This window comes from Bacillota bacterium (assembly GCA_012837285.1).
Taxonomy (GTDB): Bacteria; Bacillota; DTU030; order DUMP01; family DUMP01; genus DUNI01.
In genome coordinates this window covers 1-13,583 of sequence record DURJ01000062.1, presented here as the reverse complement: position 1 = coordinate 13,583, position 13,583 = coordinate 1, and the positions used below count along the sequence as shown (strand labels likewise).

The window sequence follows — 13,583 nt, the reverse complement described above, 5'->3', positions numbered from 1 at the left end:
GACAAGCGGTGAAAATCGAAGCGCTGACAACGGGACAAGATCGTAGCCGGAAGCCGCTCCGGTTCGGTGGTGGCTAAAATAAACACCACCCGTGGCGGTGGTTCCTCCAACGTCTTGAGAAAGGCGTTAAACGCTTCCGCAGTTAACATATGAACTTCATCGATAATATATACTTTGTACCGGGCTTCGGTAGGAGTAAGGCGCACTTGATCCCGCAGGGATCTAATCTCATCGATGCCTCGGTTAGAGGCGGCATCCATCTCCAGTACATCGAGGCAATAACCATCGCGGATACGAACACAGAGGCTGCACTCATCGCAGGGCTCGGGCGTGGGACCGTGCTGGCAATTTAAAGCTTTGGCCAATATCTTAGCCGTGCTGGTTTTTCCCGTACCGCGGGGACCGCAAAATAAATAGGCGTGGGCCAAGCGCCCGCTGGCAATGGCATTCTGCAGCGTGCGGCAAACATGATCCTGCCCCAGCACCTGGTCAAACGTCTGTGGACGCCAGGCCCGGTATAGTGTTTGATAAGCCATGTCAGATCCCCCTTAGACAAGCAGCCCCATAAGTATAACTGGTTCTTAATTCGCCTCACCGGGACTAAAATCCTGCCCCGAGGAATTGAAAAGACCACCTGGTGGCCGCCATCATTAGGCTGGCTACCCAAGTGGTATTTATAGTAATCGTTTCTTCCATTAGCCTAAAGAGGTTGTTTCTGGCCGTAGTTGCGTTTACAATTGGTATCTGAATTCTGTACGCATATTGTATCCTTATGTTACTTCGTTGTCGACTTCTTGCGATCACTTGTTTATAATGTTGTCTCTAACCATAAGAAAAGGAGCCGCCTTTTAGCGCAGCTCCTCTTTACGCTGATTCAATACAACATAATAGGCCGTGCACCTGCCGTCGATACAGCCTTCCGGGCGATACCCCGGCAGCCAGCTCCGACCAGGCTTACCTACGGCACACGCAGGGATCCACTTACCGCTGCTCCCTCCCGGGCCTGACGGGGTTCATGAATGTACGTTGCGCAGGACCCAATCTTCCTTACCGCTTACCGCGGCCAGACCCCACAAGACTGCACCTCGGGCAGGAATTCAACCCTGCTCTAGCGGGTTGCAGGTACAGGGCACCGCTACCTCCCCGTCTAGCACGGCCAAACTTTGTAGACAAAAATGGCGGAGAGAGTGGGATTTGAACCCACGAGGCAGAGAGCTTCTGCCTACTCGCTCTCCAGGCGAGCGCCTTCGACCGGACTCGGCCATCTCTCCACGTCTAGGTCTACAAAGAGATCTCAATTGTATTAAGTTATGGCGGAGAGAGTGGGATTCGAACCCACGAGGCACGTAGATGCCTACTCGCTTTCGAGGCGAGCGCCTTCAACCGGACTCGGCCATCTCTCCCGGATTTTCTATTCATCACTTCCGGTGCGCCGCTCCTGGAAAAATTCTTTCAGCAGCGCCGCGGATTCCACACCCAATACCCCGGCTGTGATCTGTAAACGGTGATTGAGCCGGTCGTCATCGGCCAGCCGGTATAAAGAGCGAACAGCACCGCTTTTGGGATCTTCGGTTCCGTACACCAGGCGGTCGATCCGGGCCAGCACCATGGCCCCGGCACACATAGCGCACGGCTCTAAGGTAACATACAACGTGGTCCCGGATAGGCGCCAGCGGTTTAGGTTTTTGGCAGCAGCGCGAAGGGCGATAAGCTCGGCATGGGCGGTGGGATCGCGCCAGCTTTCGCGGCAGTTAAACGCCTCGGCGACGATGGTGTCGCGGTGCACAACAACAGCCCCCACCGGGACTTCTCCCCAAGCGGCGGCTTCCCGGGCGAGCTCCAGCGCCCGCTCCATATACAGCTCATCCCTAGCGCTTACCACACCCATCACCGCATAACTCACAAAACTTGGCGTCCCTAGGAGGACTCGAACCTCCGGCGGACGGGGATTAGGAATCCCCCGCTCTATCCAACTGAGCTATAGGGACACGAATGGCGCGCCCGGAGGGGTTCGAACCCCCGACCTTCTGATTCGTAGTCAGACACTCTATCCAGCTGAGCTACGGGCGCGCGTATTTTTTATGGCGGAGAGGCCGGGATTCGAACCCGGGGTACAGTTTTAGGCTGTACAATCGCTTAGCAGGCGACCGCCTTCGACCTACTCGGCCACCTCTCCGCATTTAGCTAACTGCTCGCGCAGTAATGGCGGAAGGGGTGGGATTCGAACCCACGGCTCTTACGAGTCACTGGTTTTCAAGACCAGCTCCTTAAACCGCTCGGACACCCTTCCCCGTGGCGTCCCTGAAACGCAAAACACAATTGTGCCATCGCGCTACACGTATAATATAGCACAGGCACCCTGCACTGTCAACCAAAACTGCGGCCGCGGGCTATGGCAGGATTTAGTGTTTTAACCTGATTTATTTGCTGATTTACTTGCAATAATAGGTGTTTAAGCAAAGCTGTTGGCTGACGCGATTAGACCTAAGCAACAGCTTAAATGTTCGCAACAAGTTTTTTGCAGGTAAGGTTAACGATTTAGCGAATCAATACAGCTAAGAGGTGGTAACATGAGGCGTAAGGTACGGGTTAAGCCCAGCAAAGCGGCTTCTGCGCTAGGCATGATCGTAGGCACTGTATTTGTGCTCATCGGTTTAGCGGTTGTAATCCCTAATGTTGGGGCCTTTGGCGTGTTCTGGACTCTAATAGCGGTGGCCATTACCGGCATGAATGCGTTTAACTATTTCTCGAAGGAAGGCATCGCCTCCATGGAAATGGACATAGACAGCAGCGAAGTCAGCATGTCCTCTTCTGACGACTTCGCTGCCCGACTGCGTAAGCTAACCCAGCTTAGAGACGACGGCCTTATCACCGAGGATGAGTTTCAGCAAAAACGTCGCGAGATCTTAGGGGAAAAGTGGTAACCAGTTAAATAAACCACTTCACGAGCTGCTCAAACAAAGGCAGCTCTTTTTCTGCTTTACCTTATTGCCTCGACTCCGCCCAGGTACGGACGCAGCGCCTCCGGTACCAGCACCGAGCCGTCCGCCTGCTGGTAGTTCTCGAGGATAGCCGCCACGGTGCGACCCACAGCCACCCCGGAGCCATTTAGGGTATGCGCGTATTCAGCCCTGGCTTTCGGTGCCGGGCGATAGCGGATACCGGCTCGACGGGCCTGGAAATCGACGAAATTGCTGCAGGAAGAAATCTCCCTGTAGGTATCATAACTAGGCAGCCAGACCTCTAAGTCGTAGGTCTTGGCCGAGCTAAAGCCAAGATCGCCGGTGGAAAGTACCACTTTTCGATAGGGTAATCCCAAAAGCTGCAGCACTTCTTCGGCATCGTTAGTCAGTTTTTCCAGTTCGTCCCAAGAGGTCTCCGGCTTAGAGAACTTTACCAATTCCACTTTGTTAAATTGGTGCTGGCGGATAAGCCCGCGGGTATCCCGTCCGGCTGAACCGGCTTCGGCCCTGAAGCAGGCACTGTAAGCTACATAGTACAGGGGCAGCTTGTCCCCATCGATAATCTCTTCGCGATGAAGATTGGTCACCGGCACCTCGGCGGTGGGAATCAGGTAGTAGTCCAGGCCTTCCAGCTTAAACATGTCCTCCTTGAACTTGGGCAGCTGGCCGGTACCGGTCATGCTGTCGGCGTTACAGATAAAGGGCGGGAAGATCTCGGTATAACCCTGCTTTAGGTGTAGGTCCAACATAAAATTTACACAGGCTCGCTCCAGCCGGGCCCCCAGGCCTTTGTAGAAGGTAAAGCGAGCGCCGGTTACCTTGCCGGCTCGTTCGAAATCAAGGATATCTAGACCGGTGCCAAGGTCCCAATGGGCCTTGGGTTCAAAATCGAAGGTTCGCGGCTCGCCCCAGGTCCGAACCACCATGTTATCGGCATCGGTTTGGCCTTCCGGAACGCTCTCATGAGGAATGTTAGGAATGAACATTAACACCTGGTTCAATTCCTCTTCCGTCTGTCTCACTTGGTCATCCATAGCCTTGATCTGCTCCGACACTTGCCGCATAGAGGTGATGAGATCGTCGGCTGGTTGGCCGGCTTTCTTTAACCGGGCTATTTCCTCCGATTCTTTGTTGCGCCTAGCTTTTAGCTGTTCCACTTCCGCTAAAAGTTGGCGCCGTTTTTCATCTAGCTGCAAAAACTCATCCAAGTTAGCGGTTACATGACGTTTTCGCAGAGCTTCGCGCACCACGTCCGGATTGGCACGCACAAATCTAGCATCTAGCACTGTTGTCCCCCCAAACTTTTTCTTCACCAAACAAAAACCGTCCCTTGAAGGGACGGGCGTACCCGCGATACCACCCCACTTAGCCGGAAGGCTCGCTCTCATGGTGATAACGGTGCCACCGGTGCGGCTCATCACCGCCGGCTCCGGGACGGATTCCCCCGGCTACTGCACCGGCTTGCACCTACCGCCGGCTCTCTACAGCAGCGCCCCGAGGTACTGTTCCCTTCTTGGCCTTAGTATGTGTTTTCATTATACAGAACATGACGAAAAAAGGCAAGAAATTGGCCGCCAATCCCTGCTCCTTAGTTAGGTCCGGCCGGGGTCGGCGGCCTGGCACCCTCAGCCGGCGGATGATAGGGCGCGTGGACAATCGAGATGCTGCTTAGGATCCGTCTTTCCTCTATCAGTTCCCCGTTGTGGTAAGTGCGAATCTCCTCGGCCCGCGGCACCACCACGTGAACCTCGTGGGGCCAGTTAAAACCTATTTCTCGATTAAGGCTGATAAATAACCCGTTTAAGGTTAGTTTTATGCTATCGCGCAAACCTGTACCGGCGGTAAGCGATAATTCACGAGGTCTTGGTCGCGTCCTCTTTCTTAACCAGGCGAACATGGGCATCGCCTCTTTTTCCTTTACCACAGCATATGATCTTTAGCGCTACAACGGACCCTTGAACTGGCACCAGCTGAAAGGCGGCACAATAAACTAAAGATACCATGGAAGCTGATCAAAAAGGAGGGAGCCTTATTGCCTCCGCTGGAGAAAAACTGGTTTTACGTCAATACCCCGGACGCCTTGGCCGATTTGCGGCTACATGCCGGTGAAATTACAGCCCTAATTCCCTTTTGGTTCGGCATCACCGCCCAAGGCGGCCTGGTAGATCAAACCGATCCCGAAGCTTTGGCCGTGGCCCGCACTTTTGGCATCCCTATTTTAGCCATAATCCACAATTTTGCCAGCCCCCAGTTTGGGCCCCTTATTCATCAACTGCTCACTACCCCCACCGCCCGGCAAGCGTTGGAGGAAAACATACTGGCTATGTTGCAGCGCTACCGGTTTGCGGGAGTCAATATCGATTTTGAATTTGTACCCCCGGAAGACCGTCCTTATCTTACCGCTTTTATGACTGAATTGGCAGCCCGACTCTCCCCGTCCGGCTTTTTGGTTACTATTTCTGTTCCGGCGCAGCTTGAAGACAACCCCCGCCACCCTTTTTCCGGTGCCTTTAGCTACCCAGCCTTAGGAGCCGTAAGCGATCAAGTCTATGTCCTGGCCTACGACGAACATTTTGCCCTGCCGGGACCTATCGCCTCCATCGGCTTTGTCCGGCAGGTGCTAACTTACGCCCTGTCGGTGATCCCTATCAGTAGAGTCAAGCTCGGAATGCCGGTTTACGGTTACGACTGGCCCGAAACCGGCGGTATACCTAGAACCTTATCTTATAACCAAGCCATCGCCTTGGCCCAGCGCACCGGCGTCATTGTTCGCTACGATGAACAAGCCCAGGAAGCCACCTTTGAATACTGGCAAAACGGGGTCCGGCATATTGTCTGGTTTGAAAACGCCCGTAGCTTTGCCGCTAAGTGGAATCTGGCTCGCCAGCTCGGCCTGCCGGGAATCGGTGTGTGGCGACTGGGATTAGAAGATCCGGCTGTGTGGGACGTCCTGGCTCAAGTCCCAGACGACTAAAGAAGGTGATGGATATGAGACAGCCCAGGGTTGGTTTGGCCTTAGGTGGCGGCGGCCTGCGCGGTGCCGCTCATGTGGGTGTACTTAAAGTGTTAGAGGCCGCGGGCATAACCATAGAGGCTGTGGTAGGCTCCAGCGGCGGCAGTATGGTGGGTGCCCTGTGGGCAGCGGGCTTAAGTCCGGTGGAAATAGAACACATCTATCGCAACTTACCGGCCAATTTGTTCCCTGCCGCCGTTGGCTACATTAATCTCCTTGTGTATATCCTGCAACGATTGGGCTTGCTGCGGCGCCACGAACTACAGAGCTTATCCCTGCCTAAGGGACTGCTGCGCACTGACTTCTTGCGAGAATTTATCGATCGCCACACCAAAGGACGTGACTTTAACCAACTGTCTGTGCCAGCAGCTTTTTTAGCCTGTGATCTTTTGTCGGGTAAAGAAGTAATCTTTGCTCCGGAAGCAGCTCGCCCTTACTTGTGGCGAGATCAAAACAAACAGCTGTTTTTTTCCGACCCCACCTTGGGCACTGCCGTAGCGGCCAGTTCGGCCATTCCCGGCCTGTTTCTGCCGGTTCGAGTGGCCGGTCGAGAGTTAGTCGACGGCGGTCTGTTAGCCAACGTGCCGGTACAACTTCTGCACGCTTGGGGGGCCAAGCTAATAATCGCCGTCGATCTTGGTTACGCCGTGGAAGACAGCAGCGCCGACACTATGATCCAAGTACTGCTTCAAGCCAGCGACATCATGGGGCAGACCATCAGCGACTTGCGCCTTAAAGACAGCGGTGCCCTGGCGATTCGCCCTCCGGTAGGGACCATGAACCTGTACGATTTTCACCGTATCCCCGAGATTATCGACATTGGCGCTCAAGCCGCAGAGGAGGCCCTGCCTGACATCAGACGGACCCTGCGTAAGCTCGATCCCTTTCTTCCCCCTTGGGCCTGGCCGCTCGCCGACAATTGTGGGCGCGAATAGCCTTCCCTAATCCCCTAGGCACACTAGGCACAAACTCAGGCGCTGGGGCGTATTCCCCAGCGCCAGTATTTTCCAGGTGCCTGGCACCTGGAAAACTAGGTGCCTGGCACCCTACATGGTATAGGTGCCATCGGGGCTTTCGATTACTTGCAGGACTTTTTCTTCGTCGCCGGTCTCGGCGTTGTAGTAGATAAGGAAGGTTTGGTCATTAGCTTTCCCTTTGACTTCCCAGACGTAGCGTTCGCTGGCATCGCTCATGGGGATAATAGCCGGCCGGATGCGATCGATGGTTAGGCGGGCGGCGGCTTTATCCCGAGCCTGGTCACCGCTAAACTTGGCCCGGGGTAAATCACGGTGCCGATGGGCGGTAAGATAGCCCCGAGCGTCAACAGCCAGCACTTCCCCGTTGTCCAAAGCTACGGTAACTTTGACAAAATCAGGGTAGGCCACGGCGTCTCCCTGTTGCCAAACTTGAGTCACCATTAAGGTTTGGGGATGGCGCAGCGATCCAGTGGTGATCATGTTGTTGTAGCCCACAGCCCGAATGAAGTCTTCTGCTTTTTGGACCGCCGTGCCAATATCCAGCGCGGCCTTTCCGGGCGGTCGGGGGTTAAACAGGTGAATTATGTGGCCGCCGGTTTGGCTCACATCCACCACAATGTCCGCTCCCGGTTGATTGCCCTCGGCCCTTAAGGTTAAGGAATAGGCCGGGATGTTTCCGCTCACCCGTCTGGACGTGGCCACTCGGTACGTGGGCTTCCCTGTGGTTACATGTTTATTGACGAAGTCCTCAGCTATCCGCCCGGCTCGCTCAATGGTGATGTTGTCGCCGGTAACAGCCCGCGGTTTGATATTCTCTACGTGTTCTGAGAACGGCCCGTCATAGGTGATAGCCGGTACTTCATCTTTGAGATGACTGTCTACTTTGGCCAGACTGGCGGCTATGCTTCCTGACGGGGCCACCTTTTCTCCTTTGGCCCCCACGGTCACCCCTTTCGTTCCCCAAGTAGGCTGGGACTGGATGCCGCCGATCATGGATTGCAGTTCGCGGTTGAGTTTATCGGTTTCCTTCGACAGCAGGGCCAAGGTCTCTTGTTCTTTCTCGTCCAGCATCGCTCCCTGGGCCAACTTCCGGGCCAGGGTATAAGAGTAGTCCCCCACTTGGGCTAAGTATTTTTGTACCGCCGTCAAATTGAACCGTCCCAGCGGCAGTTGACCTAGTGAAGACCGGGCGCTTTCGGCCTCATGCCAGGCACTGGCCAACGTGAGCACCCCCTGGCCGGAATCTTGCATCACTTGCCCTTTGGCCAACAAGCTGTTTAAGTTTTGCACATGGCTGACCATGGAAAACAGGGCCCGCTGGTAACCTGCCTCCAGCGAGTTTCGAGCCCGGACGTTTTCTTGGTTATAATTCCAGAAGAAAACCCCTGCTACCAGCAGCAGGACCGCTGCCCCCACCGATAGCCATCGCCGGTCACGCACTTTCATCCCTCCTAGAGCCCAAATACGTGGCGCCCGATGGTGGTGATAATATTACGGGTCCAAATCCAAGGGCTGACATCTTTGGCCGGATTCCAAAAAAAGAGGGCACCGTAAGTAGGATCCCAGCCGTCCAATGCCGCTTGAGCTGCCATCAGGTGGTCGTTATTGGGCGGCAGACTCCACATAATGCCATTGGAAACTGATTCGAAGGCATCCGGTTCGTAAATCACCCCGGACACCGAAGGCGGAAACTTCGGGCTCTTTACCCGGTTGAGAATCACCGCCGCAACCCCTACCTGTCCCACATAGGGCTCACTGTGGGCCTCGCCTGATACCACCCGTGACAGCAGCCACAGATCATCGTAGGTGGGATAACCCATTTCCGGGGCATAAGCACCGGCAGCGCTAGCTTCAGCCGCAGGCAGCCAGCCGGGATCTTTTTTTGTTTTGAATCCTACCACCACAACCACCAGGGTCAAAAGTGCCGCCGAGATCAGTAGCCACCACTTTCGTGCCATTTCACCTATCCTCCTGTCATATTGGGTTAACGGCTTTTAGGCGCGTATCTTTAGCATGTTCGTCTATTGCCGGCCTTATGCGCTGGAGGAGGTTCACCTTCGGAGGGATCTGAATATAGTGGAGTAGTTGGGGCCAATATTGGCTACCCTCTCTCCACAATTGGGAGGTGAACTCATGGAAAGCTACCTTGCCGCTGTACGCCGGGCCTGGTCCCGTTGTTTTGGCTTACCTAACGTGGTCGGGGTAGGTTTAGGTTTCAAAGAAAAAGCTCAAGCTCGTACCGATCAACCGGCGGTAGTGGTGTTTGTCAGCAAGAAACTTCCTCAAGAAGAACTGACGGCACAGGAGCTAGTTCCTCGTAAAGTAGCCGGGGTGGAAACCGATGTGGTTGAAATCGGTGAAGTCCGTCTGCTCACAAGAACCGGGCGGGTGCGCCCGGCTCCGCCGGGAGTAAGTATCGGTCATCCCAAGATTACCGCCGGCACCTTCGGCGCGCTAGTCAAAGATGCCGATACTGGAGAGCCCCTGATCCTGTCCAACAACCACATTTTGGCCAACTCTTCTAATGGACGCGACGGCCGATCTAAAGTGGGCGATCCTATCCTTCAACCGGGGGTCTACGACGGTGGCAAAAGTGAAGACACCATCGCCCATCTGCTGCGTTTTGTACCGGTGGCCACCGAATACCAAAAGTCTAGCTGTCCCATCAGTCGACGAGTGAGCTCTATCGGCAACACTATGCTGACGGCGATTAAGCCTGATTATCGGCTCCAATTTGTCAAGCTAAGTAATGCTTCTAATCTGGTGGATTGCGCCGTGGCCAAGCCCATTTCCCCGGGGCTGGTAACGTCCGAAATCATGGAATTGGGGCTGATTCGGGGCGTAGCTGATGCTAAACTAGGCGACAGGTTGCGAAAAAGCGGGCGCACCAGCGGGCTGACCACCGGCCCTGTGACTGCCTTGGCGGCAACGCTGCGCATTGAAATGCATTCCGGGGTCTACGCCCTGTTTCGTGATCAGATCGTGGCGACCCTAAATAGTCAGGGCGGTGACAGCGGTTCGCTAGTGGTAAATGAGAACAACGAAGCGGTGGGTTTGCTGTTTGCCGGTTCCGACCGTGCTACCATTGTTAATCGCATCCAAAATGTTATGGAAGAACTCCGTGTTACTTTTTAATTGAAAGGAGGCCCGGTAGTGGTGAACGATACTATTCTAGGGCCATTTACTATTTTGCCCGCCCGACCTAACTTGCCCCAGGGCCCCGATCCTGCATCGCCGGTTACAGCCGATCCACCTTCTTCTCCCCCTAGGCCAAAAGCTAATCCATTTATCTTATTTCTAATCCTGATTCTGCTGCTAGCTTCTCAAGGGTTGCTGGCTGTTAAGCAGAATGCTAAATTGAACCAACAAGATGAACCCAGCATAAGCTAAAACAAACACGGGTGTTGTAAAGAGAGGTGAACCTTGTGGCTTTATTACCCCTTACTGCTCAGGACACCCAACTGTTATCACTGTTGAAACCTTACCTAACGCTCAAAGGGCAAACCTTGGTGGACGGAATGCTTACTCTGGCCTGGCTCAGTAACCGAGAGCTTCGGACTGAGCTTTCGCCGGTGCCGGTCCTACAACTGTTAGGCTTGCTGCAGACCAGATCCAAACTGCAAGCAGAACGAGCGCGCGCCCAGGCGTTAGGTTTAGTCAAGGAGGGACAATACATGCCCCAGCCGCTGGATTCCAAAGACGTTTCTTTGATCTTAGCCATTAGACCGTTTCTATCGGAGAAGAGTCAAACCTTAGTTGATACTCTGGTCAACCTGCTCTCGGTCATCAGCGCGCCACCGGAACGAAAAATAGATCCGGAAGCCTTGGCCAACCTGATCAACCTGATTGCTCAAGCCAATGCGCCTCAAGCCAAAGATGACCTGGCTAGCAAAGATCCGCTCCCCACAGCCGGTTCTTCGTGGCCAATGGTGCCGGATCCGGGTTTCGGTAGCGATCCGTTTCCGGCGAACACCACTGATTCGGCCTGATCCAGCCCGGCCAGCCGGTACTGCTACCTGGTTGCCAACCCCGCGCCAGGCGGGGTTTTCTCTCTTCGATTAGGTCTCTTTTGCCCCAATGGGAATACCATGTACAAAAAAGGTTTGGGGGTGTAAACCGATGTTTAACCTGGGAGCCCTAATGGAGCAGCTCCAACAAGAACTCGACGCCCTGCAGAAACGTCTGCAAAGTACCACCTACGAAGGGGCTGCTCGCGACGGCCAAGTCCGGGCTTGGGCCAACGGGCTGCAATTGTTGATAGCGTTGGAGGTGAGCCCCGGCCTAACCCCGGCTGCTAGCGCCGATGATATCGTTAAGGCCTGTAACGCCGCCCTGCGCCAAGCCCGTGAGTCCCTAAACCAGGAATTAGCCCGTCTAACCGGAGGTGGCATCGATTTTAGCAGCGACAATAATTGGCTTTAGGGGGTTATCGCGTGCCTAACGACAAAGAAGCCGCCACTGTCCCGGCTGAAGATAATTTTGGGCAAATACTCAGTCTGCTGGCCAAGCAGAAACAGCTTAGCCCGCCGCTGTTTCTAGCTGCCCTTAGCCTCACCAACCTGCTCGGTATTGTCAATTACCTAAACAGCATCGAAGGGTCACCGTTGTCCGGCACTGCCAGCCGCAGCGGTCCGGAAAAACAGGCCCTAACCAACACGCTGTTGTCATTGCTGGCGTCGGAAGGGTCGGGGGACAAAAAAGAAGCCCTGCTGACTGGACTCATGGGCGCTTTGGGCGGCAGCGGCAGCGGAAAGAAGCTGGACCCGGCAGCCCTGTTAAGCTTGGCCGGTTCTTTGGCTGGACAAATGGAGAAAAGCCCGGCGGCACCGGCCCAGTATGCAACCGACCAAGCAAGTTCCAGCAAGGGGCCCCAAGGGGAAGTCCGGGAACTGAACGCACGCAGGGGGTAGGCTAAGCCTACCCCCTGCTTGTTACCGGATAAAGAAAAGTTGTTTGTTAGAAATGATCGCCAAGGAGCAGCAGAATCAAAACCAAGAAAATTATAAACGCCCACCGGTTTTGACCTCCGAAACCAAAGCCTCCTTGCATTTCCGCCACACTAAGCCCTCCTTTCCCAACGGACAAGATCGCACCCTGGGGTTCTGGTTCTGAAGACTCGGCGGCCGTCACCTATTCTCCCGCTGCGAGGAACCATAGCTGCGAGTCTCCTGATTGCTATCTTATGAGCTCACCCCGCGAGGTGTTACTTTTTTGCCTTTGATTTAAGTCTGCTTGCTGCTCCTGCCGGTAAGGGTATCTTGGCTGCCACTGGATGTAAAAACACGCTATCCTCCCCTTTAAGGGGGGGGGATAGAAGGCTGTGCTTAGCCGTCGCCAAGGAGCAGCAGAATCAGGACTAGGAAGGTAATAAAAGCTATGCGGTTGTTGCCGAACCAGCCACCGCCAGAACCGCCGCGCTGGACTTCTGTCATCTAGGATCCACCCTTTCCGTAGTGAATTAGCCCTGGTCCGTTTATTCTATGACCGTAAGCGGTGAAATGTTCCTCGCTAGCCCTTGGAGGCTGTCGAGCGGTATAGTATAATGGCAAAGAGACTAATTACTTTCATCTAGGCAGGGGGCAGTAGTCCATTGCAAACAGGTAAACTCTCAGCCGAACTTCTACAGCAAGTGGTTTTCCCTTATCTGGGCGCTAAGCGTCCGGACGTACTGGTAAACCCGGGGATAGGGCAAGATTGCGGTGTAGTGGATTTGGGAGGTAAACTGGCCATACTATCCGCCGACCCCATCACCACGACTGGACATAACTTAGGTTATCTGGCCGTACATATTTCTGCCAATGACGTGGCTGCCACTGGGGCCGAACCGGTGGGTTTGCTGTTGACATTGCTCCTACCGCCCGGCACATCCACAGCTACAGTGGAAGCAATTATGCAGCAAGTTCATGCCGCCGCTACCAGTCTGGGGATGGCGGTATTGGGGGGGCATACCGAGTTCACCGCCGCTGTAACTCAGCCCCTGGCCGCCATGACAGCTGTGGGGAAAGCTAGCAACGGCCATTATGTTACCGCTGCCGGCGGCCAGCCGGGAAATGCCCTGATCCTAACCAAGAGTGCAGCCTGCGAAGGTACGGCCATTTTGGCCGCCGATCTGGCTGCTAAGCTGGAGCCGCGCCTGGGCTCGGCCCTGCTCCAGCGGGCCCGGGACTTTATCCATCACGTTAGCGTGGTGCCGGAAGCGAGGATCGCAGTTGCACTGGCCACCGCCATGCATGACGTAACTGAAGGCGGTGTGCTGGGAGCAGCGTTCGAATTGGCCCATGCCTCCGGCTGCGGCTTGGCACTGTGGGCCGATAAAGTACCCATAGCCGAAGAAACAGCAGCTATTTGCCGGGTGCTGGACCTGGATCCGTTGGGGCTCATCGGCAGCGGCTCGCTCCTTGTTGCCACTTCTACTCCGGACCAACTGATAAGCGCCCTGACCACAGCCGGCATACCGGCGGCCTCCATCGGCCAGCTATTGCCGAAAGAAGAAGGACAGTGGCTTAAGCTGGGCCAGGAGCGCCAACCCTTGGTAGTGCCGGACAGAGATGAGCTGTACAAGGTGCTGTAAAAAGGTGGGCTTAAGATTCCTCGTTTCACTCGGAATGACAACTTTGTTAGGGCCTTAAT

At 54.9% G+C, this 13,583-nt stretch carries 15 protein-coding genes, 6 tRNA genes, 1 other RNA gene and 1 other annotated feature; of the genes, 9 read left to right on the top strand and 13 right to left on the bottom strand.

Going from position 1 to position 13,583, the window contains the following annotated elements; genetic code table 11:
• From dnaX to GX016_03690, 9 genes are all read right to left on the bottom strand, one after another.
• Positions 1-536, bottom strand: a 536-nt coding sequence (gene dnaX, locus GX016_03730; GenBank protein ID HHT70668.1) for a DNA polymerase III subunit gamma/tau, incomplete at its 3' end; no start/stop codon positions are given.
• A 356-nt stretch (positions 537-892) separates the two neighbouring features.
• Positions 893-1,156, bottom strand: an RNA gene (ffs, locus tag GX016_03725) — signal recognition particle sRNA large type.
• A gap of 20 nt (positions 1,157-1,176) precedes the next feature.
• Positions 1,177-1,271, bottom strand: a tRNA-Ser gene (locus tag GX016_03720).
• Positions 1,272-1,311: 40 nt separating this feature from the next.
• A tRNA-Ser gene (locus GX016_03715) sits at positions 1,312-1,403 on the bottom strand.
• Positions 1,404-1,411: 8 nt separating this feature from the next.
• On the bottom strand, positions 1,412-1,855 hold the full coding sequence (locus GX016_03710) for a nucleoside deaminase (protein ID HHT70667.1): 444 nt from the start codon (positions 1,853-1,855) through the stop codon (positions 1,412-1,414).
• Positions 1,856-1,909: 54 nt separating this feature from the next.
• A tRNA-Arg gene (locus GX016_03705) sits at positions 1,910-1,988 on the bottom strand.
• A gap of 5 nt (positions 1,989-1,993) precedes the next feature.
• Positions 1,994-2,070 (bottom strand) — tRNA-Arg (locus GX016_03700).
• Between the two features lie 12 nt (positions 2,071-2,082).
• Positions 2,083-2,176 (bottom strand) — tRNA-Ser (locus GX016_03695).
• 27 nt (positions 2,177-2,203) lie between these two features.
• Positions 2,204-2,290, bottom strand: a tRNA-Ser gene (locus GX016_03690).
• A gap of 280 nt (positions 2,291-2,570) precedes the next feature.
• Between GX016_03690 and GX016_03685 the strand changes: the two genes are divergently transcribed.
• Positions 2,571-2,924, top strand: coding sequence for an SHOCT domain-containing protein (locus GX016_03685; GenBank protein ID HHT70666.1), 354 nt, complete (start codon positions 2,571-2,573; stop codon positions 2,922-2,924).
• A 56-nt stretch (positions 2,925-2,980) separates the two neighbouring features.
• Here the strand turns inward: GX016_03685 and serS are convergent, their stop codons facing one another.
• Both serS and GX016_03675 read right to left on the bottom strand, forming a co-directional pair.
• Entirely contained in the window at positions 2,981-4,249 is a 1,269-nt protein-coding gene (gene serS / locus GX016_03680; protein HHT70665.1) for a serine--tRNA ligase, read from the bottom strand.
• A 45-nt stretch (positions 4,250-4,294) separates the two neighbouring features.
• Positions 4,295-4,487 (bottom strand) — a binding site (T-box leader).
• Between the two features lie 64 nt (positions 4,488-4,551).
• A complete protein-coding gene (locus tag GX016_03675; protein HHT70664.1) occupies positions 4,552-4,860 on the bottom strand; it encodes a hypothetical protein in 309 nt (102 codons plus the stop codon).
• Between the two features lie 144 nt (positions 4,861-5,004).
• On the opposite strand from GX016_03675, the gene GX016_03670 reads away from it, so the two are divergent.
• On the top strand, positions 5,005-5,937 hold the full coding sequence (locus GX016_03670; GenBank protein ID HHT70663.1) for a glycoside hydrolase: 933 nt from the start codon (positions 5,005-5,007) through the stop codon (positions 5,935-5,937).
• A 14-nt stretch (positions 5,938-5,951) separates the two neighbouring features.
• Positions 5,952-6,911, top strand: a complete 960-nt coding sequence (locus tag GX016_03665; GenBank protein HHT70662.1) for a patatin-like phospholipase family protein — start codon at positions 5,952-5,954, stop codon at positions 6,909-6,911.
• 111 nt (positions 6,912-7,022) lie between these two features.
• Here the strand turns inward: GX016_03665 and ypeB are convergent, their stop codons facing one another.
• Together ypeB and GX016_03655 are read right to left on the bottom strand one after the other, a co-directional pair.
• Positions 7,023-8,393, bottom strand: coding sequence for a germination protein YpeB (gene ypeB, locus GX016_03660; GenBank protein HHT70661.1), 1,371 nt, complete (start codon positions 8,391-8,393; stop codon positions 7,023-7,025).
• An 11-nt stretch (positions 8,394-8,404) separates the two neighbouring features.
• Positions 8,405-8,911, bottom strand: a complete 507-nt coding sequence (locus tag GX016_03655) for a spore cortex-lytic protein (protein HHT70660.1) — start codon at positions 8,909-8,911, stop codon at positions 8,405-8,407.
• Positions 8,912-9,086: 175 nt separating this feature from the next.
• On the opposite strand from GX016_03655, the gene GX016_03650 reads away from it, so the two are divergent.
• From GX016_03650 to GX016_03625, 6 genes are all read left to right on the top strand, one after another.
• On the top strand, positions 9,087-10,088 hold the full coding sequence (locus GX016_03650) for a hypothetical protein (protein HHT70659.1): 1,002 nt from the start codon (positions 9,087-9,089) through the stop codon (positions 10,086-10,088).
• 18 nt (positions 10,089-10,106) lie between these two features.
• On the top strand, positions 10,107-10,343 hold the full coding sequence (locus GX016_03645) for a hypothetical protein (GenBank protein ID HHT70658.1): 237 nt from the start codon (positions 10,107-10,109) through the stop codon (positions 10,341-10,343).
• A 35-nt stretch (positions 10,344-10,378) separates the two neighbouring features.
• The gene (locus GX016_03640; protein ID HHT70657.1) at positions 10,379-10,942 is read left to right on the top strand and encodes a hypothetical protein; all 564 of its coding nucleotides are present in this window, start codon (positions 10,379-10,381) and stop codon (positions 10,940-10,942) included.
• A 130-nt stretch (positions 10,943-11,072) separates the two neighbouring features.
• Positions 11,073-11,375, top strand: coding sequence for a YbaB/EbfC family nucleoid-associated protein (locus GX016_03635; protein ID HHT70656.1), 303 nt, complete (start codon positions 11,073-11,075; stop codon positions 11,373-11,375).
• A gap of 11 nt (positions 11,376-11,386) precedes the next feature.
• Positions 11,387-11,863: a hypothetical protein gene (locus tag GX016_03630; protein ID HHT70655.1), complete on the top strand. Its 477-nt coding sequence runs from the start codon at positions 11,387-11,389 to the stop codon at positions 11,861-11,863.
• A gap of 680 nt (positions 11,864-12,543) precedes the next feature.
• Entirely contained in the window at positions 12,544-13,524 is a 981-nt protein-coding gene (locus tag GX016_03625) for an AIR synthase (protein HHT70654.1), read from the top strand.
• Positions 13,525-13,583: the final 59 nt, after the last annotated feature.